Annotated in this window: 23 protein-coding genes; 15 read left to right on the forward strand and 8 right to left on the reverse strand. The window is 69.3% G+C overall.

What is annotated here, in order from left to right; all coding sequences use genetic code 11:
- Positions 1 to 200 precede the first annotated feature (200 nt).
- Positions 201 to 1,121 carry an acetoacetate decarboxylase family protein gene (locus ABTX78_RS30240; protein WP_352209961.1) on the forward strand — a complete coding sequence of 307 codons (921 nt, stop codon included), beginning with the start codon at positions 201 to 203 and terminating at the stop codon, positions 1,119 to 1,121.
- Between the two features lie 17 nt (positions 1,122 to 1,138).
- Positions 1,139 to 2,737 carry a succinic semialdehyde dehydrogenase gene (locus tag ABTX78_RS30245; protein ID WP_352209962.1) on the forward strand — a complete coding sequence of 533 codons (1,599 nt, stop codon included), beginning with the start codon at positions 1,139 to 1,141 and terminating at the stop codon, positions 2,735 to 2,737.
- 285 nt (positions 2,738 to 3,022) lie between these two features.
- Here the strand turns inward: ABTX78_RS30245 and ABTX78_RS30250 are convergent, their stop codons facing one another.
- Positions 3,023 to 3,586, reverse strand: coding sequence for a dihydrofolate reductase family protein (locus ABTX78_RS30250; protein ID WP_352209963.1), 564 nt, complete (start codon positions 3,584 to 3,586; stop codon positions 3,023 to 3,025).
- Positions 3,587 to 3,926: 340 nt separating this feature from the next.
- On the opposite strand from ABTX78_RS30250, the gene ABTX78_RS30255 reads away from it, so the two are divergent.
- On the forward strand, positions 3,927 to 4,391 hold the full coding sequence (locus tag ABTX78_RS30255) for a hypothetical protein (protein WP_352209964.1): 465 nt from the start codon (positions 3,927 to 3,929) through the stop codon (positions 4,389 to 4,391).
- Between the two features lie 116 nt (positions 4,392 to 4,507).
- Here ABTX78_RS30255 and ABTX78_RS30260 read toward each other — a convergent pair whose 3' ends face one another.
- On the reverse strand, positions 4,508 to 5,290 hold the full coding sequence (locus ABTX78_RS30260) for a hypothetical protein (RefSeq protein WP_352209965.1): 783 nt from the start codon (positions 5,288 to 5,290) through the stop codon (positions 4,508 to 4,510).
- A 196-nt stretch (positions 5,291 to 5,486) separates the two neighbouring features.
- Here ABTX78_RS30260 and ABTX78_RS30265 point away from each other — a divergent pair, with 196 nt between their 5' ends.
- The 4 genes from ABTX78_RS30265 (at position 5,487) to ABTX78_RS30280 (ending at position 9,406) form a co-directional block, all read left to right on the forward strand.
- Positions 5,487 to 5,888 carry a hypothetical protein gene (locus ABTX78_RS30265; RefSeq protein WP_352209966.1) on the forward strand — a complete coding sequence of 134 codons (402 nt, stop codon included), beginning with the start codon at positions 5,487 to 5,489 and terminating at the stop codon, positions 5,886 to 5,888.
- A 438-nt stretch (positions 5,889 to 6,326) separates the two neighbouring features.
- The gene (locus ABTX78_RS30270; protein WP_502994005.1) at positions 6,327 to 7,871 is read left to right on the forward strand and encodes a PP2C family protein-serine/threonine phosphatase; all 1,545 of its coding nucleotides are present in this window, start codon (positions 6,327 to 6,329) and stop codon (positions 7,869 to 7,871) included.
- 56 nt (positions 7,872 to 7,927) lie between these two features.
- Positions 7,928 to 8,974 carry a cobalamin B12-binding domain-containing protein gene (locus tag ABTX78_RS30275; RefSeq protein WP_352210050.1) on the forward strand — a complete coding sequence of 349 codons (1,047 nt, stop codon included), beginning with the start codon at positions 7,928 to 7,930 and terminating at the stop codon, positions 8,972 to 8,974.
- 24 nt (positions 8,975 to 8,998) lie between these two features.
- The gene (locus ABTX78_RS30280; protein WP_352209967.1) at positions 8,999 to 9,406 is read left to right on the forward strand and encodes an STAS domain-containing protein; all 408 of its coding nucleotides are present in this window, start codon (positions 8,999 to 9,001) and stop codon (positions 9,404 to 9,406) included.
- A 65-nt stretch (positions 9,407 to 9,471) separates the two neighbouring features.
- Here ABTX78_RS30280 and ABTX78_RS30285 read toward each other — a convergent pair whose 3' ends face one another.
- The gene (locus ABTX78_RS30285) at positions 9,472 to 10,815 is read right to left on the reverse strand and encodes a phosphatase PAP2 family protein (protein WP_352210051.1); all 1,344 of its coding nucleotides are present in this window, start codon (positions 10,813 to 10,815) and stop codon (positions 9,472 to 9,474) included.
- Between the two features lie 262 nt (positions 10,816 to 11,077).
- Here ABTX78_RS30285 and ABTX78_RS30290 point away from each other — a divergent pair, with 262 nt between their 5' ends.
- Both ABTX78_RS30290 and ABTX78_RS30295 read left to right on the forward strand, forming a co-directional pair.
- The gene (locus tag ABTX78_RS30290; RefSeq protein ID WP_352209968.1) at positions 11,078 to 11,941 is read left to right on the forward strand and encodes a class I SAM-dependent methyltransferase; all 864 of its coding nucleotides are present in this window, start codon (positions 11,078 to 11,080) and stop codon (positions 11,939 to 11,941) included.
- Between the two features lie 165 nt (positions 11,942 to 12,106).
- Positions 12,107 to 12,334, forward strand: coding sequence for a hypervirulence associated TUDOR domain-containing protein (locus tag ABTX78_RS30295; RefSeq protein WP_352209969.1), 228 nt, complete (start codon positions 12,107 to 12,109; stop codon positions 12,332 to 12,334).
- A 43-nt stretch (positions 12,335 to 12,377) separates the two neighbouring features.
- On the opposite strand, the gene ABTX78_RS30300 is transcribed toward ABTX78_RS30295, so the two are convergent.
- Positions 12,378 to 13,286, reverse strand: a complete 909-nt coding sequence (locus tag ABTX78_RS30300; RefSeq protein WP_352210052.1) for a GlxA family transcriptional regulator — start codon at positions 13,284 to 13,286, stop codon at positions 12,378 to 12,380.
- 130 nt (positions 13,287 to 13,416) lie between these two features.
- Between ABTX78_RS30300 and ABTX78_RS30305 the strand changes: the two genes are divergently transcribed.
- Complete coding sequence (locus ABTX78_RS30305; protein WP_352209970.1) at positions 13,417 to 14,010, forward strand: MBL fold metallo-hydrolase; 594 nt, start codon at positions 13,417 to 13,419, stop codon at positions 14,008 to 14,010.
- 168 nt (positions 14,011 to 14,178) lie between these two features.
- On the opposite strand, the gene gap is transcribed toward ABTX78_RS30305, so the two are convergent.
- Both gap and ABTX78_RS30315 read right to left on the reverse strand, forming a co-directional pair.
- Entirely contained in the window at positions 14,179 to 15,177 is a 999-nt protein-coding gene (gene gap, locus ABTX78_RS30310; RefSeq protein WP_352209971.1) for a type I glyceraldehyde-3-phosphate dehydrogenase, read from the reverse strand.
- A gap of 106 nt (positions 15,178 to 15,283) precedes the next feature.
- On the reverse strand, positions 15,284 to 16,240 hold the full coding sequence (locus ABTX78_RS30315; protein WP_352209972.1) for a GlxA family transcriptional regulator: 957 nt from the start codon (positions 16,238 to 16,240) through the stop codon (positions 15,284 to 15,286).
- Between the two features lie 257 nt (positions 16,241 to 16,497).
- On the opposite strand from ABTX78_RS30315, the gene ABTX78_RS30320 reads away from it, so the two are divergent.
- The 5 genes from ABTX78_RS30320 to ABTX78_RS30340 all read left to right on the forward strand — a co-directional run bounded on the left by ABTX78_RS30320 (position 16,498) and on the right by ABTX78_RS30340 (position 20,323).
- Positions 16,498 to 17,355 (forward strand): NAD-dependent epimerase/dehydratase family protein, encoded by an 858-nt coding sequence (locus tag ABTX78_RS30320; RefSeq protein WP_352209973.1) that lies wholly within the window; start codon positions 16,498 to 16,500, stop codon positions 17,353 to 17,355.
- 109 nt (positions 17,356 to 17,464) lie between these two features.
- Positions 17,465 to 18,367: a LysR family transcriptional regulator gene (locus ABTX78_RS30325; protein ID WP_352209974.1), complete on the forward strand. Its 903-nt coding sequence runs from the start codon at positions 17,465 to 17,467 to the stop codon at positions 18,365 to 18,367.
- A gap of 223 nt (positions 18,368 to 18,590) precedes the next feature.
- On the forward strand, positions 18,591 to 19,412 hold the full coding sequence (locus ABTX78_RS30330; RefSeq protein WP_352209975.1) for a VOC family protein: 822 nt from the start codon (positions 18,591 to 18,593) through the stop codon (positions 19,410 to 19,412).
- 247 nt (positions 19,413 to 19,659) lie between these two features.
- Positions 19,660 to 19,884 carry a hypothetical protein gene (locus ABTX78_RS30335; RefSeq protein WP_352209976.1) on the forward strand — a complete coding sequence of 75 codons (225 nt, stop codon included), beginning with the start codon at positions 19,660 to 19,662 and terminating at the stop codon, positions 19,882 to 19,884.
- 106 nt (positions 19,885 to 19,990) lie between these two features.
- Positions 19,991 to 20,323, forward strand: coding sequence for a hypothetical protein (locus tag ABTX78_RS30340; protein WP_352209977.1), 333 nt, complete (start codon positions 19,991 to 19,993; stop codon positions 20,321 to 20,323).
- A 249-nt stretch (positions 20,324 to 20,572) separates the two neighbouring features.
- On the opposite strand, the gene ABTX78_RS30345 is transcribed toward ABTX78_RS30340, so the two are convergent.
- Positions 20,573 to 21,469 (reverse strand): ferredoxin family protein, encoded by an 897-nt coding sequence (locus ABTX78_RS30345; RefSeq protein WP_352209978.1) that lies wholly within the window; start codon positions 21,467 to 21,469, stop codon positions 20,573 to 20,575.
- Positions 21,470 to 21,479: 10 nt separating this feature from the next.
- Positions 21,480 to 22,685, reverse strand: a complete 1,206-nt coding sequence (locus ABTX78_RS30350) for a cupin domain-containing protein (protein ID WP_352209979.1) — start codon at positions 22,683 to 22,685, stop codon at positions 21,480 to 21,482.
- Between the last annotated feature and the right edge of the window lie 62 nt (positions 22,686 to 22,747).

A 22,747-nucleotide genomic window follows, 5' to 3' on the forward strand; every position in this document is an offset into this window, starting at 1 on the left:
GGAGTCACTGCCGCGGACACGAGCCGGGCCGGGGGAGGGTCAGGCGGCCGCGCCGCGGGGCAGCCCGGCACTCCGGGCTGCCGCAACGCCTGCATCGGTGACAGCCCGTCCACCCAGCCCTCCGTGTTGACGGTGCTTACATCGCAGGGCTACAGTCATGTAAGCGTTGCTTACATTCGGAGTAGTCAGGGAATCATGTCATGTCCTCCATCGAAATGGACACCGTCAAAGTGGACCTCGGCGGTCGCGCGGTCACGGTCCCGAAGGGCGGTCTCTACGACCGGTACCGGATGAACACCGACCTCGAAGAAGTTGCCCGCGACCCCCGCGTCAGCAGCGTGGACTTCTTCCGGCAGTTGCCCAAGATCAAGGTCGAGTCGCCGATCGGCCCGACGCTCACCCCGAACTTCTACTATTCGGTCTCGACCGCCCGGCTCACGATGCTCGCGCCGTCCCGTGCGATCCGCACCCGGCTGCCCGGAGAGCTCGCGCCGCTGGAGATCGCGCCCGGTCTCGGTCTCGTCTCGGTCATATTCTTCCGCTACGACGTGTGCGACATCGACTTCTACACCGAAGCCGCCATCGGGATCGCCGTCAGGCCCGCGCGCCACGGGAAGCTCGGCTTCGTCGACCTCGTCGCCGGCCTCAAGAACGAGCACCTGGACTCCTACGTGCTGTCCCTGCCCGTTAGCTCCGAGATCGCCCAGGTGCGTGGACACGACGGGTACGGCTTCCCCAAGTGGGTCACCGAGATCGACGTGGACATCAACCACACCCGGACGAACTCTCGCGTCGCCAACGACGCCGGAGGGGTCGACCTCTCGCTCCTGGCGACCACGCCGAAGCAGACCGCCCACCGGAGCGGCGAGCGTGTCAGCTCGCTCACGTCGTACACGACGATCAACGGTGCGTGGCACTCCACTCTGAGCCAGACCCACGTCCTGAACGCCGGCACCATACGCGCCCCGCGTGACGTCGCCCTCCACCTCGGGGAGGGCCGCATGGCCGACGACCTTCGCTCACTGAGGCCGATCAGGACCATTCAGTTCGACGTCATGACGGAGGGCCAGGTCGCCCTGCACATGCCGGTCCCCACGTCGGTCCAGAGCCGGCACAAGTAACAAGGAGTCCCCCTGTCATGGCCACCGATCACGCCACCCGCCGCGCTGCCGCCCGCGGCCCACACATCCCCGCATCGATCACCCCGGTTTTGCTCAACCGCCTGGCCGCTCAGGTGTCGGCAGGGCCGAACGTCGCGCGGGTCACCACCAACGCTCCTTACACCGGGGCCCCCTTGGCCGACCTCCCGGTATCGACTCCAGCCGACGTCGAGGACGCTTTCATCAGGGCCCGCTCCGCTCAGAAGGCATGGGCGGCCACACCGATCGAGGAGCGCAAGAGGATCCTGCTGCGGTACCACGACCTCGTCCTGGCCCGTCAGGAGGCAGCGCTCGACCTCATGCAGGCCGAGAACGGCAAGACCCGCCGCGACGCGTTCCTCGAAGTGGTCGACATCGCGATCACCTCGCGCTACTACGCCCGCAACGGCGCCAAGTACCTGAACCCCAGGCGCCGCCGCGGGGCGATCCCGCTGCTGACCCATACGACCGAGCTGCGCCACCCCAAGGGTGTCGTCGCCGTCATCTCTCCCTGGAACTACCCCTTGAGCATGGCGGCCAGTGACGCCATCGCGGCGCTGATGGCCGGCAACGCCGTCGTACAGAAGCCCGACACACAGACCGCGCTCACCGCACTGTGGTCGCTCGAACTGATGCACGAGGCCGGGTTGCCGGCCGACGTGTGGCAGATGGTAATCGGCCGTGGCAGCTCCATCGGCGGCGCGCTGATGGACAACGCCGACTACATGATGTTCACCGGCTCCACCGCCACCGGACGCCGGATCGCGAGCGACGCCGGCAACCGTCTCATCGGCGCCTCCCTCGAACTCGGCGGCAAGAACGCCATGATCGTCCTCGACGACGCCGACATCGAGAAGGCCGCCGACGGCGCCGTCAACGCATGCTTCCCCTCGGCGGGACAACTGTGCGTCTCCATCGAGCGCCTGTACGTGGCGGAGTCCATCCGCGACAGGTTCGTGGCCGCGTTCGTCGCGCGCACCGAGCAGCTGAAGATGGGCGCCGCGTACGACTACGGCATCGACGTCGGCAGCCTGACCACGCCGTCCCAACTGCAGACCGTCACCGAACACGTCGACGACGCCGTTGCGAAGGGCGCCACCGTCCTCGCAGGCGGCACGTCACGCCCCGACCTCGGTCCGCTCTTCTACGAGCCGACCATCCTCACCGGTGTCTCCCCCGACATGACGCTGCACGCCCACGAGACCTTCGGCCCGGTGGTCTCCATCTACTCCTACCGTGACGTCGACGAGGCCGTCGCGCTGTCCAATTCCTCGCCGTACGGCCTCAACACCAGTGTCTGGTCCAGGAACGGGGCCCGGGGTCGGGCCGTCGCTGCCCGCCTGCACGCCGGCACTGTCAACGTGAACGAGGCCTTCGCCGCCGCCTGGGGAAGCATCGACGCGCCGATGGGCGGCATGGGCGACTCCGGACTCGGCCGCCGTCACGGCGCCGACGGCATCCTCAAGTACACCGAACCCCAAACCGTCGCCCACCAGCGCATTCAGGGCTTCTACCCGCTGGCCCGCATCTCTCCCGAGACCTGGGCCTCACTCCTGAGCGGCGCACTGAAAATCATGAGGGCAGCCGGCATGCGCTGACAGCGACTGCACGGCGGGGGCCCCATCGGGCCACGCCACGACGAGAGGCAACCCCTCCATACGCCGGGTTCACCCTTTGTGTGAGGGTCGCGGGACGATCGGTCGCGGTCACATCGGCAAGACCCTCCCGGTCAACCAGCTTATGACGGTGGGAGGGCTGAGCATCCGCGGTGCCAAGCGGCACGAGCCTTCCGAAAGCAGCGGGACGAGAACGGTGGCGCGCGCTTCACCAGCATGAGCCTCAGCACAACCACCGCCGTATGTACCGACGTTGAGTTCCAAGCCTCAGCGCGCTACGCGGTGGCGGAGGTAGACGACTCTCGAGTTGAAGGTGCGGGTCTCGACGAGTTCGAGGTTCACCTGGCGCTCGTGTCGGGGAAAGAACGGGATGCCCCCGCCGACCAGCACCGGGTAAACCATGGCCCGGTACTCGTCGATCTGCCCCGTCGCCGCGGCCTCGGCGGCGAGGGTCGCGCCGCCGATCGCGATGTCGCCCTCCCCCGGCTCGGCTCGCAACCTCTCGATCTCCTCCGTCAGGCCGCCGGATGTCAGGCGGGCGTTGCCCTGAACCGCCGACAACGTGGTGGAGAAGACCACTTTGGGGAGCGGCTTCCAGAGCGCGGCCCACTCGAGCTCGGCCTCGTCGAGCGAGGACTCCTGGTCGGCGGTCTCCCAGTAGAGCATCGTCTCGTACAGCCGTCGTCCCATCAAATGGACGCCGACTTCCCGGATCTCGTCGATCCAGAAGCGGAAGACCTCCTCGTCGGGCGCCGTCCAGTCGAAGCCGCCGTCCGGCCCGACGATGTAGCCGTCGAGTGAGACGCTCATCGAATAGGTCACCTTGCGCATCAGGAGTCCTCCTCGGTAGCGGGGTCGACAGTATGACCGCCGGACGCCGCAGGACTCATCGCGGCTCGCGGGATTCCCTGAGCGAGGCGCCTCACGAGGATCGCCCCAGCGCCCCGGTCATTCCCCAGCCCAACCCCTCCGGTAGACACTGACGCTCCCCCGGGTCTCGGCACACCGTGCCGAGGCCCTCAGGGTGACCAGGTCGGCTGCTGGTGATGCGTCTGCGTCGAGCACCCTTCCCTTCGTCCGGTCGGTTGCGTCGGATCTCCACCACAACAGCCCGGCAGAACTGTTGCGACAACCCAAATCCCTTACGCCACAGCCGTGTTGCAATCGAGTCATGGCCACCACCACCGATGGATCCATGCGTCACGCCCATGCCGATCCCTCACTCCGACTTCGAGGCGAGATCGAACGGCTGCGCGACGAAGCCGAGCGACAGAAGGCTCTCGCGCACCGCAGGGCGGACTTCTGGACCAAGGTCGACATCGCGCTCGGGTTTCCCGCGGCTCTGCTCGCGGGCATCGCCGGCGCCGCGGGGCTCGCCGCCGCCGACGCACGCGTGCCCGCCGCGTTGTTGGCCCTCACCTCCGCCGGATGCGCGGCGGGCGCGGGCTTCCTGCGCGGCGACCGCAGACGGCTCGCCAACAAGCGTGCCCGGCGCGCCTGGGCCGCCACGGAGGGGATGGCCTGCGTGAAGCTGACGCAGGAACATCTAGAGTCTGACGACCTCAGCGACCTCCTGGCGAGTCGTCAGCTGGCGCTGGGCGCGTATGACTCGGAGGACACTGAGTCGGGGCCCTAGCAGTGGCTCCGTACCGAGCCGCCGAGCCGACCGGGCCGGCCCGCGGAGCGTCGACGGCGTCAGCCGAAGCCGGAAGCCGGAAGCCGCAGATCAACAGGGGAACCTCCGCCGGTAGATCAACGAAGCAGGGCTGATCGCAGGGTGATGCCGTGTCGCGTACGCAGCCGCCGCAACTCCCACATCGCGACAGCGGTGACGGACAGCGGCGCGCCGAGAACGAAGGCCAGCCACACTCCGAACGGCACACCGTCGTAAGCGCCCCGGAATGCGTCGAAGAGTGCTACTTCCCACACGAGCAGCGTGGCGAGCAGCGGTGGAACCGTCTCGTGGAGGTCTGCTGTACGGAAGACGTGCACGAGTGACTGCGCGATGCCGTAGAGAGCGAAGGGGGCCAGCCACAACAGGAAAGCGCCCAGGGAGAACAGCAGCACCACCCGCCCCGCCGACGCCGTCCAGTCCGTTTCCTCGGTCACGTAGCCCAGTCCCGTGATGAGTCTGGGTACGGCGAGCGTGACGAACAGCGCGAGCAGCGCCCCGGCGGGCTTTCCTACGCGGCGCAGGAACAGGCCCCGGTTGGGCGGGCGGGCCGCAGCGATGAAGACGGCGACGGCGACCGGGAACGTCACCGCAAGCACGATGAGGGTCGTACGGATCTGGCCGAAGCGGTCGTCCACCACGGCGTCTGCGTCCGACGCCAGCCCGTAGGACAAGAGCATCCACGTGATGGCGACCAGGCCGACGATCGTCCGCAGGACCTGCGCCCTCCTCACTGCCGGGTCGTGCACACGGTCCGGCCGGGACGGCGTGAACACCGCACGTCCCACAGCGATCGGATTGAAGAGACGTCCGAAGGTCAGCCGGCGCCTATCCCCCGGTGTCCCGCCCCCGCTTCCGCTCATCCCCGCGTCCTTCCTGTCATCGTTCCCACGGTCACAAGGAGAATCGCAGATCTCAGCTCTCGAAAGCGCCTCGCCTCTACCGCAGTTGCGCTGCAGTCCCGCGCCGACAGCGACTGGAACGGCGCCGATGGGACACCGACGCCGGCTCCCTCCCCCACCGAGGGCCGCCTCACCCCTCTTGCTAGGTTGCATCACCATGCGATCTCGCGAATACGACCTGGACTTCCGGGAGAAGGCGACCCGGACCCGCGCCTGGGGCATCGGCCTGCTGGCCGTGGCCGGGCTGCTGTGGGTCTGGTGCGCCGTGCTGTTGGTGACCCCGTACTCCGTCGACGAGGAGCCGGGCGACGACTACCCGGTGGAGTGCGAGTCCCGCCTGTTCACCGATCGCGGCACCGCCAACGAAGGGCTTCAGCGCAGCGACCACTGCCAGAACGAGCGCGACTGGCCCGAGGCGCTGGCCGTGCTCGGGCTCTCCGTGCCGGTGTCGGTCGTCGGCGTCGCCCTCTTCACGAGCGGCAGCCTGAGTTGCCGGATGAGCGCCCACTCCGAGGCCATGCGCGAGCTGGACAGGATCGCCGACGCACGCAAGGCCTGAACGCGTGCGGATACTTGCCGGCCTCGCCCGTAAGCTCCGGGACTCGCTCGGCGGAATCCGCTGTGCGCATCGAGGAATTCCCCAAAAGTGTTGGTCCCGATCAATCGCTCGGGACCCTCGTTCATATACGTGGCCCAGTGACGGAAGTCGGCTTCAAGGGCCTGGACCGCGGCCCCGGCGAACTGGGTGCGGACCCGAGCTGGAGGAGCAGGTGAAGCGCGGGCGTCGAATCGTGCCGAGTGCCCCTTGCTTTGGCTTCCATGCCAGATCAGAGGGGTGATTGCGGAAGTTGTCGATCTGCGACAGTGTCGACGTTCGGTAACTGTCTTCGTATAGGTGAGGTGAGGGTCCGCGTCCAGGGCCCGGCTTGTGATTTCTCCCGAAAGCTCCCGCCTCGGCATTGGTGTTCCGGCAAGCGCGGACGACGCTCCCTATCCGGTGCTGGTCCTGGAAGCGGACGGGCAGGTCGCGGGCTTGAACGACGCGGCCTCGGACCTGCTGCCCTCCGCCACTACCGGCCGCCCCTTGGGCTTCCCCTCGTGGCTGGCGACGGCCGGACGGGCCGACGCCTCCGGCCCCGTCTCGGGCAAGGTGGGAGACCGGGTCTTCTCCGCTCATCCCTCGTCACTGCCGGGCGACAGGACCGCTTGGTGGATGGTGGACGAGACCGCGTACCAGTCGGCGGTCGATGAGTTGAGAACGGAGCGGGAGCGCACCCAGTTCCTCACCGCGGCTTCCAGCGCTCTGCTCTCCTCGCTGAACCTTGACCGGTGCATGGAGGTCACCGCCCGGCTGGCCGCCGAACACCTGGCGGACGCCGCCGTGGTCGTCGCTCCGGGCACCCGCAGACTTCCGGTGGTCGGCTGCGACCAGCAGGGCCGGATCTCCCACACCGTCAACACCACTGCGCCCGAGACCGTGCAGGGCCTGGCCGAGGCCCTGCGGGGTTTTCCTCCGGTGCCCTCGCGCTGGATCGACCCTTCCACGGCGCCGGACTGGCTGGTGCCGAAGGGGTTCGGCCGGGTCGGGTCCATGGCGATCACCCCGCTGCCGGGCCACGGCGTGCCGGCCGGGGTGCTCGTCCTGCTGCGCCGCGCGGAGAACGCTGCGTTCACGGAGTCGGAGGAAACGTTCGCCGGCCTGTTCGCCGCCCGAGCCGGAGCCGCGATGTCGGCAGCGCGCCTCTACCAGGAGCAGAGCACCATCACCGACACGCTGATGCGCGAACTTCTGCCGCCCACACTGGAACGGGTACAGGGGGTCGAGTTCGCCGGCGGCTATCGGCCCAGCAGAGACCACGAGCGCATCGGTGGCGACTTCTACGACGTCCACCCCGCCGACGAGGACTGCGCCGAGACGCTCGCCATCCTGGGTGACGTGTGCGGCAAGGGCCTCGAGGCCGCGGTGCTCACGGGCAAGATCCGCAACTCCCTGCAGGTTCTGCGGCCGATGGCCGAGGACCACGGCAGGATGCTGCGGCTGCTCAATCAGTCGATACTCTCCAGTCATCACACGCGGTTCGTGACCCTCGTCCTGGCCTCGGTCCGGCGCGAGGAGAGTGAGGTCGCGCTGCGGCTGACCTCAGCCGGTCACCCGAAGCCGCTGATCGTGCGTTGCGACGCGAGCGTGGAGGAAGCCGACACCGGTGGCACTCTCGTCGGCGCGCTGCCGAACGTCACGTCCCGCACCACCGAGGTCCGTCTGGCACCGGGAGAGACCTGCTTGCTGTTCACCGACGGGATCACGGAAGCCGTCGGCGGCCCGCTGGGCGACACCATGTTCGGGGAGGAACGGCTTCGCCGCGCGCTCTCCGAGTGCGCCGGGATTCCCGCCGCGGCCGTCGTCGAGCGCATTCAGATAGTGGCTTCGGAGTGGGTGGGTGACGGACACCACGACGACATCGCCGTACTGGCCATCACCGCATCCCGCGGCGCGCACCTGAGCGCCGTGGACGGAACGAGCCGAGGCAGGTACACCCCGTGATCACCCGATCCCCCAGCCGGAGCGACGAGCCTCGCCGCCACAGCGTCGGCGCCCGCCTGACCTCTGCGCAGGCCGACGAGCGAGCCGCGCAGTGGGCGGACGAACTGTGGAACGCCGTACGTGCCGGGGACGAGTACTCCGCTTCCGACACCGTCGCCAACGCCCTGGACGCCGGGCTGGACGCGGAGGCGGTACTGCTGGACGTCATCGGCGCCGTCCAGCACAAGGTCGGCATCGAGTGGGCTGCCAACCGCATGAGCGTGGCCGATGAGCACGCGGCCACCGCCATCAACGACCGCGTCATCGCCGCCCTGCCTTTCGACCGCCCCACCACTCCGCGTGGCCGGGTCACCGTCGCCTGCGTGGACAAGGAGTGGCACGCGCTGCCCGCGCGCTTGTTGGCGGAGACCTTGCGGCTGCGCGGCTGGCAGGTGGACTACCTCAGCGCCCAGGTGCCCACCCCTCACGTGATCGGTCACATACACCGCACCGGCCCCGACGTGGTGTGCCTGTCGAGCTCCTTGCCCACTCGCCTGCCCCTGGCTCACGCCGCGATCACCGCGTGCCAGGCTGCCGGCGTCCCGGTCATGGCCGGTGGCCTCGCCTTCGGCATCGACGGCCGCCACGCCCGTTTGCTGGGCGCGGACGCCTGGGCACCCGAAGCTCGTACGGCCGCCGACCAACTCGCCGCCGGGCCCCTGCCCGAACCCCCTCCCCCGCACCAGACCATCGACGATCTTCCGCATCTGACCGACCAGGAGTACTCCCTGGTCACCCAGACCTCACGTCGTCTGGTGCGCGAGACGTTCCAGGGTCTGGCCCAGCGCTTCCCCGCGATGACCGACTACAGCAATGAGCAGCGCGAGCGCACCGCCGAGGACCTCACCCACATCGTGGACTTTCTCGCCGCCGCCCTCTACGTGGACGACGCCGAGGTCTTCACCGGCTTCCTCACCTGGACCGCCGACATTCTCACCGCCCGCGGCGTACCCGCCCGATCCCTCGTGCCGGGACTGGACCTGCTGGAGGACCAGTTGCGGGACTTTCCCCGCGCCCGGGGCCTCCTCGACGCCGGACGCAGCGCGTTGGCGCACTGTTCCTGACCCCGATCTGTCGAAGGCCTCGTTGTGACGACTTCTCCCCACGACCAGAACCCGGCCCCCGTCCCGTCCGCCGACCCGCGGTGCTTGCACGCCGAGCTGCGCGGTGAACTGGACTACGAGACAAGTGACAGCTTCCGCCGCCATGTTCTGGGCCTTCTCGATCAGCGAGCGAGCGACGTCACAGACCTGCGGCTGGACTGCCGGGAGCTGGAACTGATCGACTCCATGGGGCTGTCGGCACTGCTGGCGATCCACCGGATCACCAGCGCGGCGGGCATCACCCTCCATCTGGACAACCGCCCGGACCGGTTGCAGCGCATGCTGGAGATCACCGGCACCGACGAGCACCTCACCCGGCCCGCCGCCTCTCAGCACACGACGGAGACAACCACCCCGGCAGTGGAACGTCAGGCCGGCCGCCCAAGGCACTGAGGGCCGGGCGTTGTTCGGCGGTTTGCGATCCCTGCCAGGGTCCGGCCGAGGTCCGCCGACGCGGGTCAGACGGGCTCGGGCTGCTTCTGCGCCGGTGGCGGTTGTACGGGTTGCGGTTCCCGCTGCTGTTCAGGGGCCGTCTGCGGGTCCCACAGCCTGGTGGTCCGCATATAGGTGTGGATCACCGAGGTCATCGCGAGGATGAGGAGCGGTCCCCATACCCAGGGGTACCTGGCCATCTCCAACGGCAGGTAGCGGTAGGACAGCAGGAGCGCCGCGAAGACCGTCGTGCCGAGGGCGATCAACCGCACGGCGGCCGGCTCCCAGCCGCGGCCCCATGAGCGCATCGCCGCATCGATGGTGAGGGCGAACACCACACCCGCGACGAGGTCCACACCGTAGTGGTAGCCGAATCCCAGGGTCGCGGTGAGTGTGCCGATCAGCCAGAAGGCCCCGATCCATCGCATCGTCCGTGAGCCCTTGCGGGAGTGTATGAAGATCGCGGTGGCCCATGCGGTGTGCAGGCTGGGCATGCAGTTGCGCGGGGTGATCTCGTCGAACGGGACCGGGTGCGGGGCGGTGATCGGCGGTGTCGTGTGGGGCCACAGATTGGCCACCGCCCACTGTCCGCCGTCGGCGCCGAAAACGAAGATCGGTCCGGCGACCGGGAAGATCATGTAGATGGCGGGACCAAGCAGGCCTATGACCAGGAAGGTGCGCACCAGGTGGTGCTGCGGGAAGCGGCGCTCGATCGCCACGTGGCGCAGCTGGTAGAGCGCGAAAATGGCGGCGGCGAGCGGGAGTTGACCGTAGACGGCGCCCAGGAGATGCGTGCTGATCGGGTCGGTGGCCTCGACCATCCGGCCCACCAGCCACGAGGGGTCGCCCAACGCATGGTCGGCGAGTGCCACGTACGGGTCGAGGACCGTCGGGCGGGTCTTGGAGGTGATGATCAGCCAGGTGTCCCCCGTCTTGTGCCCGGCGACGAGCAACAGTCCCAGTCCGGATCCCTTGAGCAGCAGGATGCGTTCCGGGCCGGTGCGGCGTGCGAGGGCGACGACCGCGAGGCCCAGGACCACCCACAGTGCGCCGTTGCCGAAGTTCATGGAGGCGCCGGCAATCCAGCGCACGAGCCAGAAGACGAGGTCGATGCCGACCGCGGTACCGACCGCGATGAACCGCTGACGCCAGGTGAGCACGACCAGCGTCAGCGCCAGGCCGGCGTACAGCAGCGGTCCCGACTCGGGGGCGAGTATCACTTCCCGGGACTGATCCGTGATCGGGCCCGGCAGACCGTAGCCACGCGCGACGATCTCCAGCGTGACGAGGAACGCCAGGGTCGCGATCCCTGCGGCGGCCCACAGAGGCGCTTTTGGTCTGCGCCGTGGGGATGCCGTTCCGCCGTCTATTCGCGATGCTCTAGTTATCAAGGTTTTGGCCGATTTGTTAGATTTGGTCGAATATCTTGCCCTTCGCGCTAGACGACATGTGCTTCTAGTGAAGGGCAGGCGAACAAATGATCGCTCATGAGTTCGATCATGCTAGCGGAGGGGTGTCGGGCCCCTCGCACGGGCTGCACGGGCTGCCCGCCGCGCCCTGCGCACGCCCCCGCGACGAGCCCGCAAGCCGTCGCGCCCCGCGCCGTACGGCCTTCAAGTGTCAGGACTCTCCATGGCATCGACTGGCAGCAGACCTACAGCAGACGCGGACGCCACGGCAGGGGCACGGCACACGGTGACCGCTCCCCCGGACTCCGGCGGCGGTTACGGACAGGACCTGTTCGAGCCCGCGCACCCCGAGGAAGCCGAACGCATCGACGCGGCCGCGCTGGTCTACGACCCCTTCACCACCCGCCGCCTGCGCGCTCTGAGCGCGGGGCCGGACGGCCGCTGTCTGGACGTGGGGGCCGGCACCGGGACGCTGGTCCGCTGGCTGCTGGACGAGGCCGGCGCCGCGGAGGTGGTCGCCCTGGACCGGGACACCAGCGGCCTGGACGCCCTGGCGGGTCCGCGGATGCGGCTGGTCACCGCCGACCTCAGGGACGAGAGCCTGGACCTGGGCCGCTTCGACCTGATCCACGCGCGCTTCGTCCTCATGCATCTGCCCGAGCGCCGCCGTCTCCTCTCACGGCTTGCCGGGTGGCTGAACCCGGGCGGCTGGCTGGTACTCGGTGACGCCGTCGAGATACCGAACCCCCTGGACGCCTCCTCGGCCTACCGGCGGACCATGGACGCCATGTGGCAGGCGCTGCGCTCGACCATCGGCACCGACACGTCCTCGGTTCCGGCCTACCCGCACCTCCTGCGGGAAGAGGGCCTCCAGCACGTCGCCGCGGAGCTCTTCTGCCCGCCGCTGGTCGCAGGAGGCCCGCTGGCCCGTTTCTGGTCCGAGACATGGGACCGGATGCGGCCCGCGCTGGAGGAGACCGGGCGGGTGGACTCCGCCGTCATCGACGACGCCCTCGCTTACCTGGCCTCACCCAAAGCGGCCGAGCTGGGGCCCGGCATGGTGATGGCCTGGGGGCAGCGGCCCTGAGGTGCTTCACGCACGTGCTCCCTCAGATGCGTTCAAGCCTGTCGTGCGCAAGCCTGGAAATACGACGGCATCGTGGCGGAGGCAACGCAGAGTGCGCCGGCCGTCCGTATACCGCTGATCGCCGTCGGCTCAGTGACCGTCAGAGCATGACGAAGGAGAGTCTTCATGACACCGAGTGACAGGCTGCGCAAGGGTGACAAGGTGTCGTGGAAGAGTCACGGCAAGAACGTGACAGGGAAGGTCAAGAAGAAGATCACAGACCGTACTCAAGCAGCGGACCGGACCGTCGACGCCTCGAAGGACGACCCGCAGTACGAGGTGGAGAGCGACAAGTCGGGCCGCTCCGCAGTACACAAACCGAGCGCCTTGCGGAAAAGGGACAAGAACTCGTGACGGCTCCCAAGCCGCGACCGTCCCGCCTGGTTCTCCTCGTTCGTCACGGCATGTTCGTGAACGAACGCCGGTAGGAGCCCGGTGGCACTCCCCGGCGGCGCACGAACTGTTCGCGCAGAACGGCCGCGCTTCCGTATCCGACGCGGCGGGCGATCTCTTCCACCGGCAGGTCCGTCGTCTCCAGAAGCTCCTCGGCACCGCTCAGGCGAAGGCTCCGCAGCCATGCGTGGGGGGTGGTGCCGGTCGCGGCCGTGAAGCGGCGGGCGAAGGAGCGTTTGCTCATCAGGGCACGCCGGGCCAGTTCCGCGACGGGAAGCGGCTCGTGCAGGTTCTCGCGGGCCCACGCGAGTACCTCGGCGAGACGCTCGTCGCTGCAGCCTTCGGGAACGGGTGCGGCCAAGTACTGCGCCTGCCCGCCGTCGCGGTGGGAGGGCAACACCACGTCACGGGCAACGGCGTTGGCCATCGCGGCTCCGTACTCCCGCCTCAGCAAATGCAGGCAGAGATCGAAGCCCGCGGCGGCTCCCGCGCCCGTGATGATGCGCCCTTCGTCGATGTAGAGCGCGTCGGGTTCGACGGTGACGTCAGGGTGGCGGTCGGCGAGCAGTTCGGCGAACCGCCAGTGGGTGGTCGCGCGCCGACCGTCGAGCAGTCCGGCAGCGGCGAGCGCGAAGGCGCCGACACAGTGGGCCGCCACCAGTGAGCCGCGCTCGTGTGCGGCCGACAGCGCTTCGAGCACGGCGGGAGCAGGTGGTGTGCGAAATCCGGCCCATGGAAGGACAATCACCAGATCGGCCGACGCGAGCCGGTCCAGGCCATGCGTGATGGTGAGCGGCACACCGACGTCAGTGGGGACCGGGCCGGGCCGATCCGTGCACAGGGCGAAGTCGAAGCCGGGCAACGCTTCACCGTGCCAGCCGAAGACCTCGGCGACGATGCCGACGGCGAGCATGCCGACTCCGGGCGGGGTGTACGCGGCGACGGTCACGAAGGGAGGCACGCGGGCAGTGTGGCACTAATCCTGCGATCAGCGGCAGTTGAGCCACTCGTGAGCGATGGGCCGGTCCGGAAGCATTGAGGCCATGACAGACGCACCGCTCGGCCGTAGCGCCGTGTACACCATCCTGACCACCGGATACGTCGGCTCCACCGGCCCCGGAGTCGCCGCCACCGTCTCCTGCATATCCGACGCCGACCGGCATGTGATCTTCGACCCGGGCATGGTGGCGAGCCGTGACGACATCCTCGGCCCGCTCGCGGAGTTGGGGCTCGGACCCGACGACATCACCGATGTGGTGCTCAGCCACCACCACCCGGACAACACCATCAACGTGGGTCTGTTCCAGCGGGCCAGAGTGCACGACCACAAGGTGGAGTACCGGGGCGACCAGTGGACGAATCGTGATGCGGAGGGCTACGAACTGACCCCGTCACTGCGGCTGATCCGCACCCCGGGACACAGCCCTGAGGACATCACCCTGCTGGCCGGCACGTCCACCGGCGTGGTGGCGTTCGCCGGTGACCTGTGGTGGCACTCGGAGGGTCCCGCGGACGACCCGGTAGCCCCCGACCGTGAGGTGTTGCGCGCCTCCCGGCTCCGGGTACTGACCGCCGCGGACCTGATCGTGCCGGGCCACGGCGGCCCGTTCAAGGCCGACGACACCACACCGCGCTAGCTGTTCGGGCCAATGGGACCTGGAGTGTTACGCGCGGTCACGCTACGGCCGCACGAATTGCCCGGTCGTGCTGAGCGCTCTGGTCGACCAGGCTGTCGACCAGAGCGCCTCTAGGATGTGCCGATCGTCTGCGGTCGCCGGAAGCGACGTACCGACTCCGGCATCCGGTCAGCGGGCGGCGAGGAGTTCGAGCGTGTCGATCACGCGGTGCGAGAAACCACCCTCGTTGTCGTACCACGCGACCACCTTGATGTGGCGGCCTTCGACGCGGGTGAGGGCCGAGTCGAAGATCGACGAGGCGGGATTGCCCACGATGTCGGTGGAGACGAGCGGGTCGTCGGAGTATTCGAGGACGCCGGCGAGCGGCCCCTCCGCCGCCGCGCGGTACGCCGCCAGCACGTCGTCGCGCGTCACGTCGCGGGCGACGGTCGTGTTGAGTTCGACGATCGAGCCCACCGGCACCGGAACGCGGATCGAGTCGCCCGACAGCTTGCCCTCGAGGTTCGGCAGCACGTGGCCGATCGCCTTGGCGGCGCCTGTCGTGGTCGGCACGATGTTGACGCCGGCCGCCCGGGCGCGGCGGGCATCGCGGTGCGGACCGTCCTGCAGGTTCTGCTCCTGCGTGTAGGCGTGCACCGTCGTCATGAACCCGTGCTCGATACCGGCGAGTTCGTCGAGGACCTTGGCCAGCGGGGCGAGCGCGTTGGTGGTGCACGAGGCGTTCGAGACGACCGTGTGCACGGCCGGGTCGTAGGCATCGGTGTTGACCCCGAACGCGAGCGTGACGTCGGCTCCGTCCGACGGCGCGCTGACGAGTACCTTCTTCGCGCCCGCATCGAGGTGGGCGCGGGCAGCCTTGGCGGAGGTGAAGCGGCCGGTGGCTTCCAGGACGACGTCGACGCCGAGTTCGGCCCACGGCAGCTGCGCCGGTTCGCGCTCGGCCAGCACCTTGATCCGACGTCCGTCGACGACGAGGACGTCCCCGTCGACGGTCACCGGACGCCCGAGCCGGCCGGCCGTGCTGTCGTAGGCGAGCAGTCGGGCGAGAGTGGCCGGCTCCGTCAGGTCGTTGACGGCCACGATCTCGAGGGGGCTGTCGCGCTCCAGCAGTGCGCGCAGCACATTGCGTCCGATGCGGCCGAATCCGTTGATGGCGATGCGAGTCATGAGTGATGTCCCTTCCTTTGGCCCCCAGGGTCGCCCGCGGCTCGCGCCGCCAAACAGTGGCGGGATCGCCATGGTTCACAAGGATCCCGCCAGGTCGCCGGGGCGGTCATTCACCTCGGGTGAAGGTGCGCCGGTACTCGCTCGGTGTGGTGCCCAGGATGCGCTGGAAGTGCAGGCGCAGGTTCGCGCCCGTGCCGAGCCCGACGTCGGCGGCGACCTGTTCGACGCTGCGCTGCGACCGCTCGAGCAGTTCGCGGGCCAGGTCGAGGCGGGCGCGCATCACCCACTGCATCGGCGTGTAGCCGGTCTCCTCGACGAAGCGCCGGGAGAACGTGCGCGGCGAGACCTTGGCCTGCCGCGCCAGCGTGTCGAGGGTGAGGGGTTCGCCGAGCCGGTGCAGCGCCCACTCCCGGGTGGCGGTGAACCGCTCGCCGAGTGGTTCGGGGACACTGCGCGGCACGTACTGGGCCTGGCCGCCGCTGCGGTAGGGGGCGGCCACCAGACGCCGGGCCGCATGGTTGGACGCGGCCACTCCGAGGTCGCCGCGCAGGATGTGCAGGCACAGGTCGATACCGGAGGCCGCGCCGGCCGAGGTGAGCACGCTGCCCTCGTCGACGAACAGGACGTTCTCGTCGACCTGGACGAGTGGGTGCCTGGCCGCGAGTGCCCGCGTGTAGTGCCAGTGCGTCGTCGCCCGCCTGCCGTCGAGCAGTCCCGTGGCGGCGAGCGCGAAGGCGCCCGTCGAGATGGCGGCGAGCCGCGCGCCCCGGTCGTGGGCGGCGATCAGTGCGTCGACGACGGATTGCGGCGGGTCGTCACGGTCCGGGACCCGGTAGCCGGGGACGAAGACGATGTCGGCCCACGCAAGCGCTTCGAGGCCGTGAGCGACGCAGTACGCGAGACCGTCGCCGCCGGCCGCGAGACCAGGTGTCGCGCCGCACACCCGCACCTCGTACGGCATGCTCGCGCGGGTCGTGAAGACCTGAGCGGGAATTCCGACATCGAGCGGCTTGGCGCCCTCGGGCACAAGGACGGCGACGCGATGCAGGCGGGAGGCTGGCACGGGAAGAGGTTACGTGGGCCGTGACGTCGATACGCCCACCGCACGGACCGACCGGGCCCCATGCGCGGCTTGATCGGCTCCCCGGACAACAGTTGGCCGATGGCCGGCCGAGGATCATTGCCTGATACCCGTTGGGTATCACATCGGCCTCAAGAGGTCTTGGACGGCCGGCTCCCACCGGGCGCAGGCTGAGGTCGCAGGCCGAAGGCACGGGTGAAGGCCCGGGCCGCTGCAGACCTCGAATGGGAGCGCGCGTCATGAAGGTTTTCCTGACCGGTGGATCCGGCTACGCAGGCAAGGCCACTATCAGCGTGCTGGTCCGGCACGGGCACACGGTGGAGGCGCTGGCCCGCAGTAAGCGGGCGGCAGGGACGGTCGCCGCGCTCGGTGCCACGCCGGTCATGGGCGGGCTCGCTGATCTCGGCGTGCTCAACTCCGCGGCGGCTCGGGCCGAAGCGGTCGTACACATGGCGCAGGCGACGAGCGGGGACGAGGATCGCGCGGCGGCGACAGCGATGCAGGACGGCATCGGGACCGGTACCTACGTCCATACCGGCGGCACCTGGGTCTACGGCGACACCGACGGCGTGGCCGACGAGAGTGCCCCCTGGAATCCGCCGGCCGTGGTTGCCTGGCGCAAGCCCGTCGAGGACGCGGTTCTGCGGCGGGCACAGCAGGGCGGCCGGCCCGTCGTGGTGCAGCCCGGTCTGGTGTACGGCGGCGAGAACCGGCTGATCGACCTGTTCTTCGCCGTCCCGGGCGGGCAGGCAGGCGCCGTCCCCTGCATCGGCGACGGCCGCAACCATTGGGCTCTCGTCCATATCGACGACATCGCCGAGCTCTACGCCACAGCGTTGAAGGCGAAGCCCGGTTCGGTGTACGCCGGCGTGGGCGGCGTGAACCCCACCGCCAAGGAGTGCCTCCTGGCGGTCAGCCGGGCCGTGGGCCTCGCGGGGAAGGTCACCTCGATCTCGCTGGACCAGGCACATCAGCAGATGGGCCCGGTCGCGGACGCCTTCGCCCTCGACCAGCAGCTCACACCGGCGCGGGCACGGACCGAGCTGGGCTGGTCACCGGCGCACACGGACCCGCTGGGCGTCCTCGAGCGCGGCTGACTTCACAGCTCGTACGCGGCCGGCTCGCGCATACGAGGATCACCCCGGGTCGCCGAGGTCTCGCGTCCGCGCAGGTAGATTTGTCGGCAGTGAGTGGACGGGAGTCACGGTGGACGTCGATCTGCGCAAGCTCCGCTATTTCGTGGCAGTGGCCGACGAGATGCACTTCGGACGCGCGGCCGAGCGACTGCACATCGCCCAGCCCGTGCTGTCCCGGCAGATCCGGATCCTGGAAGACGAGCTCGGGGCGCAGTTGTTCGAGCGTGACCGCCGCGGCACCCGGCTCACACCGGCGGGCGATCAGTTGCTGGAGGACGCGGTTCCGCTCCTTGCCTCAGCCGGAGCGCTGACCAGACGGGTCGGATCGGCGGCTCGCGGCACGACGACGTTCACGGTCGGTTTCATGCCCGGGATCACCGTCACCTCGGCGGTCGTCGCCCTCGCCTCGCGCCATCCCGATGTCGACGTACGACTGCTGCGCACCAGCTGGGACGACCAGGTGGCCGTGCTCCTGGACGGCCGTGCGGACGTCGGTGTCGTGCGCCTGCCCATCGACACGCGCGGACTCAAGGTGCGGCATCTCTTCCAGGAACCCCGGGTCGTCATGCTTCCCACGGCCCACCGGCTGGCCGGTGGGACCTCCGTAACACTCGAGGATCTCTCCGGCGAGCACCTCTTGCAGGACCCGGACGCCGTGCCCGGATGGCGCGAGGTGGCACTGGAGATGCGCGATCCGCAGGGGCGACCCGCACTCCCCCCGATCCGGCATGTGGAGGAGAAGCTCGAACTCGTCGCCGCCGGCGCGGGCATCAGCGTGCTCCCGCTGTCCACGGCCTGCTTCTACACCCGGCCTGACGTGACAGCCGTACGTGTGGAGGGAATCGGCCCGAGCGAGGTGGCCCTCGCCTGGGTCGGGACACGGCGTTCCCTGCTCATCCGTGACTTCACCGAAGCTGCCCTGGAAGTGCTCGCGGACAGCCAGTTCGAGGCGACACAGAAGCGCGCGCCCTGACACCCGAACAGCCGCGGCGCTCCGCAGGAGAGCCGATGATGCGGCGCCCTTCGCTGCCCGTCCAGCGCCTTCCCGCCGTAAGTGAGTGTCGCGGGGCCGATCGGCCTCTTGCGGACCGATGGTCAGCAGGTGACTTCTTGCCTGGTCTAGCGCGTCCGCATTGGGGTATTTGCGCCGATAACACCTTTGCGGGTCTTGCGGCAGCACGGAAGGGAGGAATCCCGTGGTTCTTGTCGCAGCGGATGTGATGGGCGCTCCGTGCTGGCTGAGCCTGGCCACGCGCGATCGTCCGGCAGCCGAGCGCTTCTACGGAGCGGTCCTGGGCTGGACGTTTCGGCAGGGTCGTTTCGGCAGAGCCTTCTCGGTGGCGGAGGTCGACGGGGTGCCGGTGGCCGGCATCGGGGCAGTGGCGGCGGAGTTCGCCGTGCCGGTGGCATGGACTCCGTATTTCGCTGTCGACGATGCCGACGAGGTCGTCACCCGGGTGCGCGAGCGAGGAGGCACGCTCGCGGTGGGCCCGGTCTCGTATCCACCTGGCGGCCGGGCGGCGCTTGCGGCCGACCCCCACGGAGCCGCCTTCGGCGTCTGGGACGGGGATGTTCTGGCCGAGTGGAGTGTCAGCCTGCCGCGATCGCCTGCCTGGCTGGAACTGCTTACGGTCGACGCGTTCGATGCGGCGATCTTCTACGGCGAGGCCATGGGGTGGGGTCAGGAAGCCACGAACGGCTGCTGCGACGTCTCGTACGAAGATGATCAGGTCGTGGTGCGCCGGCATGGCGAACCTGTCGCCCGCCTGAACAGCGGCCCTGTCGAGGAAGGTGCGCCGAAACCTCAGCTGCGACCCCGCTGGCTGGTTCACTTCAGGGTCCCCAACCTGGAGAGAGCGGTCGCGCTCGCCCTGGAGAACGGTGGTGGGACCGTTACCGGCGCCGAATGGGGCGGTGGGCAGCAGGCGGCACTCCGCGACCCCGACGGCGGCCTCTTCACCCTCGATCAATCGTCGGACGCCCCCGCCCTGGGCGCTCGACACTCACTCAGTGGCTGATGCAGATGAGCGTGATGGTGGAAGTCAAAGATGCCGCGCAGGCTGGGTGTCCAGGAGGGGACCGGACGAAGTCGGGTGCGATGAGTGAGAGGCCGGTGCACCACCCTCTGGTCCGCCTCATGGCCCAGGAAGGTCGCATGGTGTCGGCTGCAAACGGATCGGTACGCCCATTGTCAGAGGCCGCCGGCAGCGAAGAAGGCCTCGCCCACACACGGAAGCGGGCGTGACCGCCATGGGTGTGGAGGGGATGAGCAGCGCACCGATCGTCGTCCACCCGCCGTCGCCCACTGGTGGCCGGCGCGTGACGGTGCACCGCCACAGCAGGGACGAGATCCTCGGCCTCGCCCACTCCGACCACGACCTGATCGTCTTCCTGGAATCCGCCGGCATCCTGGACCCGGAGCAGGTGGTGGACGATCCACGCTGGGTGGAATGGCGTGGCGGCCTCCCGCATCACTGGGACGCAGCCTGAGCCACGGAGGCGGGGACCGGGACATCACGGAGTGCCCGGTCGGGCTGACGTGCGGGTTGCGTCGGCGCCCCTGCCGTGGCGGGATGGAAGTGTGGGTACAGGTGTCGTGGCCGCCGGGTTCGTCCTCGGCACAACCGTGAGCGTGTGGGCGATCCGCCGGATTCTGCGGGCCCGCCGGTGTTCCGCCGCCCGGGACCGAGCGGCGCGGCAGGCGGCGGCGCAGATCCGCCTGGCGGCGGACATGGTGATTTCGGAACGGCGCCGCACAGGCAGCTCAATTGTGCGCCTCCCGATCCTTGTCGCTGATGTGCAGGCCAAGGCGTATGAACACTTCCTGCTCACGGTCCCGCGCCGGTGCGCAGCGGAGGCGCTGCGGCAGAGCTACGAGCGTTGGAGTTGCCGCTTCGACTGCACCACCGACGCCTACGACCCCTTCTGACGGGAGGGACCTGACCCATCAGATCCTTCCGGCACTGGACCGTGTCTGCTCCAGGGCCCCTCCCCCGCCCCCTCCCGGGTGGCTCGGCATTCCTGTTCGCAGGCGCTCAGGGGAACATCGTGGACGCGCGGTACGAGAGTCAGTCCCCGTCCGCACGGTCGCCGTCTCGGCGGAAGCGGTCGCGGTGGCGGTGGCGGTGGCGGTGGCGGACGCGGATGATTCAGCCCACCGGTTTTCCACGGCGCCGGCTCACACGATGCGCATCGCCGTGACCTCGTAGGCGATGGCCGAACTCATTTTCGGTCCGCGACAGGTCAGCTGATGCGGAGGTGTGCGGTAGGCCCGCACCTCGACGTCGAGAGCCGTCGGGTGAGGTGGGCGGCCGGTGACACGGATCCGCCAGCAGTCGCGATCGCGAGACGTGCCAGTGACCGCGTAGTCGTGGCGGCCTGCCGGGCCGAAGCGTCTGAGCGCGGCTGCGACCGCGGCCTGCTGCGGAGGGAAAAGATCTGTGTATCCGCGCAGATGTTGGGCGTGGATACGGTCGGTGAGGTGCTCCGCGACCGTTGCGACAGACGATTCGGCATCGAGATTGCCGTAGTAGACGCCGTCGGGCGCGATGACGACGTTGGGGGCGAACCGGTCACCGCCCACGTGCGTGCATTCCCACACCAGCTGCGGCCAGCGTTCGCTCAGGGCGCGCACCACGGGCCGGCCTCGTACGGCGCAACAGGTGTCGTGCCGCCCGTGGGTACAGACGAGGACGACGGGCGAACAACCGAGTTCTCCGGGAGCGCCGAGGGCGCCGACGATCTCCGCCAAGTCCTCGTCGCATCTCCACGTGCCCCATTGCTGGTGGTAGGCACCGGAGCTCTCGTAATGCAGTACCGCCCAGCGAGGGGGTTCCTCGCTTGTGGAGCGTCCGTGCCGCTTGACCAGAAGTATCCGTGCCCGTGCCGCCTGCGCGGCGGTGAACACCAGCGCTTTAGCCTCGGGTGCGAGAGCGAGGCCGTCGAAGCCGTTGGCCGGCCACGCGCCTCGGTACTCGATGAGGACCCAGACGGACCCGTGCGGCGCCGTGCCCACGATCGAATCGCCGCGTATCCGGGCGGCATCGGAGCAGAGGAAGCGTTCCGGCGCAGTCACCGCTGCAACGTCACTGTCCGGCGGGCACCAGCACACCCGCGCGCAGCAGTCTCTCGGCGAGCTCGACGCCAAGATCACCGGCGGTGCTCACCTCGCCGTTGAGAAGGCGGGTCACCGAGGGGAGATCCACTTCCGGGAAGTCGAGCCAGCCCACGCGTGTGAGCAGGCGCGGGCCCTCCAGCCGCGCCTCCAGCGCTGGGCGGAGCCGCACCGGCGACTCGGGGCGGAGGCCGTCGACGGCCTTGAGTTGGGCCAGCGGCCCCAGCGGCGCCGGGCGTCCCTGGCCTCGGCGCGTGCGGTGGAACAGCGGAGCGGAATCGGCCTGCGTGACGGCAGCGACGAGGCGTTCGCGGACGAACTCGATTTCCCCGGCCGGCCCGTCCACGCCCAGTGGCAGTGTGCGGCGCATCCGGGAATCCTCGCGCAGCATCGCGAGCGCGGCCTGGGCGAGGTGTTCGGCCAGCGTGTAGCGCGTCCAGCTGTGGATTCCGAGTGTGAGGTGGATCGATACGTCGCCCTGCGCCTGGGCCGCGTGCAGCCAGCCCCGCGGCAGGTAGAGGACATCGCCGGGCTCCAGAACCGTGTCGATGCAGGCCTTGCCCTTCGCGGCCTCCGCGACGGCGGAGCGGCGTTCGGTCCAGGGCTGGTCGCGCAGCGGGTCGGGGTGGACGGGCTCATGGATGAGCCAGCGTTTGGTCCCCTCGATCTGGAGGACGAAGACGTCGTGGACGTCGTAGTGGTCGTCGAATCCACGGTTCTGCGGCGGAGTGACGTAGCCATTGGCCTGCACCGGATGTCCGAGCTCCGTGCTCAGCCGGGCGCTGAGGTCCGCGACCGGCTCCCACGTGCGCTGCAGAGCCTGCAGAACGAGGGTGGCGCCGTCGGCGAACGCGCGCCACAGGGCAGTGTCGTCGACCTGGTCGGGGATGGTGGCACCGACCCCGGCGGGCGAAGTGAAGGACTGCTCGGGCAGCGTGCAGCCGTCCTTGGCCACGCGGAGGAAGGGCGTACGCAGGCCGCGGCGCGAGATCAGTTCGTCCACGGCTTCGGCGGAGAACAGGTCGGAGAAGTCGCTCGCGCGGCGTGTGAGCAGCGCTGTCCGGGCCCAGACGTCACGGGCGAACGCCTCGCGGCTCAGTCCGGTCAGTCGTGATTCCAGAACCCCGGCGCCTGCGGTGGCGCCGGAGCTCGGAAGTTCGGTTCGCAGGGTGCTCAAGAGCGGCTGCCGGACTCGCCGGCGCCACCGTCGGCACCGCCGTCGTGCACACCGGGCGTACC

The organism is Streptomyces sp. NPDC096193 (assembly GCF_040302905.1).
Classification (GTDB): Bacteria; Actinomycetota; Actinomycetes; order Streptomycetales; family Streptomycetaceae; genus Streptomyces.

What these genes read in the sequence shown, in the direction of transcription:
- ABTX78_RS30290 (WP_352209968.1), top strand. Translation starts at nt 11,078, where the DNA reads ATGGCATCGACTGGCAGCAGACCTACAGCAGACGCGGACGCCACGGCA.
- ABTX78_RS30265 (WP_352209966.1), top strand. Translation starts at nt 5,487, where the DNA reads ATGCGATCTCGCGAATACGACCTGGACTTCCGGGAGAAGGCGACCCGG.
- ABTX78_RS30335 (WP_352209976.1), top strand. Translation starts at nt 19,660, where the DNA reads ATGAGCAGCGCACCGATCGTCGTCCACCCGCCGTCGCCCACTGGTGGC.
- ABTX78_RS30245 (WP_352209962.1), top strand. Translation starts at nt 1,139, where the DNA reads ATGGCCACCGATCACGCCACCCGCCGCGCTGCCGCCCGCGGCCCACAC.
- ABTX78_RS30255 (WP_352209964.1), top strand. Translation starts at nt 3,927, where the DNA reads ATGGCCACCACCACCGATGGATCCATGCGTCACGCCCATGCCGATCCC.
- ABTX78_RS30240 (WP_352209961.1), top strand. Translation starts at nt 201, where the DNA reads ATGTCCTCCATCGAAATGGACACCGTCAAAGTGGACCTCGGCGGTCGC.
- ABTX78_RS30300 (WP_352210052.1), bottom strand. Translation starts at nt 13,286, where the DNA reads ATGCTCGCCGTCGGCATCGTCGCCGAGGTCTTCGGCTGGCACGGTGAA.
- ABTX78_RS30260 (WP_352209965.1), bottom strand. Translation starts at nt 5,290, where the DNA reads ATGAGCGGAAGCGGGGGCGGGACACCGGGGGATAGGCGCCGGCTGACC.
- ABTX78_RS30320 (WP_352209973.1), top strand. Translation starts at nt 16,498, where the DNA reads ATGAAGGTTTTCCTGACCGGTGGATCCGGCTACGCAGGCAAGGCCACT.
- ABTX78_RS30305 (WP_352209970.1), top strand. Translation starts at nt 13,417, where the DNA reads ATGACAGACGCACCGCTCGGCCGTAGCGCCGTGTACACCATCCTGACC.
- gap (WP_352209971.1), bottom strand. Translation starts at nt 15,177, where the DNA reads ATGACTCGCATCGCCATCAACGGATTCGGCCGCATCGGACGCAATGTG.
- ABTX78_RS30250 (WP_352209963.1), bottom strand. Translation starts at nt 3,586, where the DNA reads ATGCGCAAGGTGACCTATTCGATGAGCGTCTCACTCGACGGCTACATC.
- ABTX78_RS30295 (WP_352209969.1), top strand. Translation starts at nt 12,107, where the DNA reads ATGACACCGAGTGACAGGCTGCGCAAGGGTGACAAGGTGTCGTGGAAG.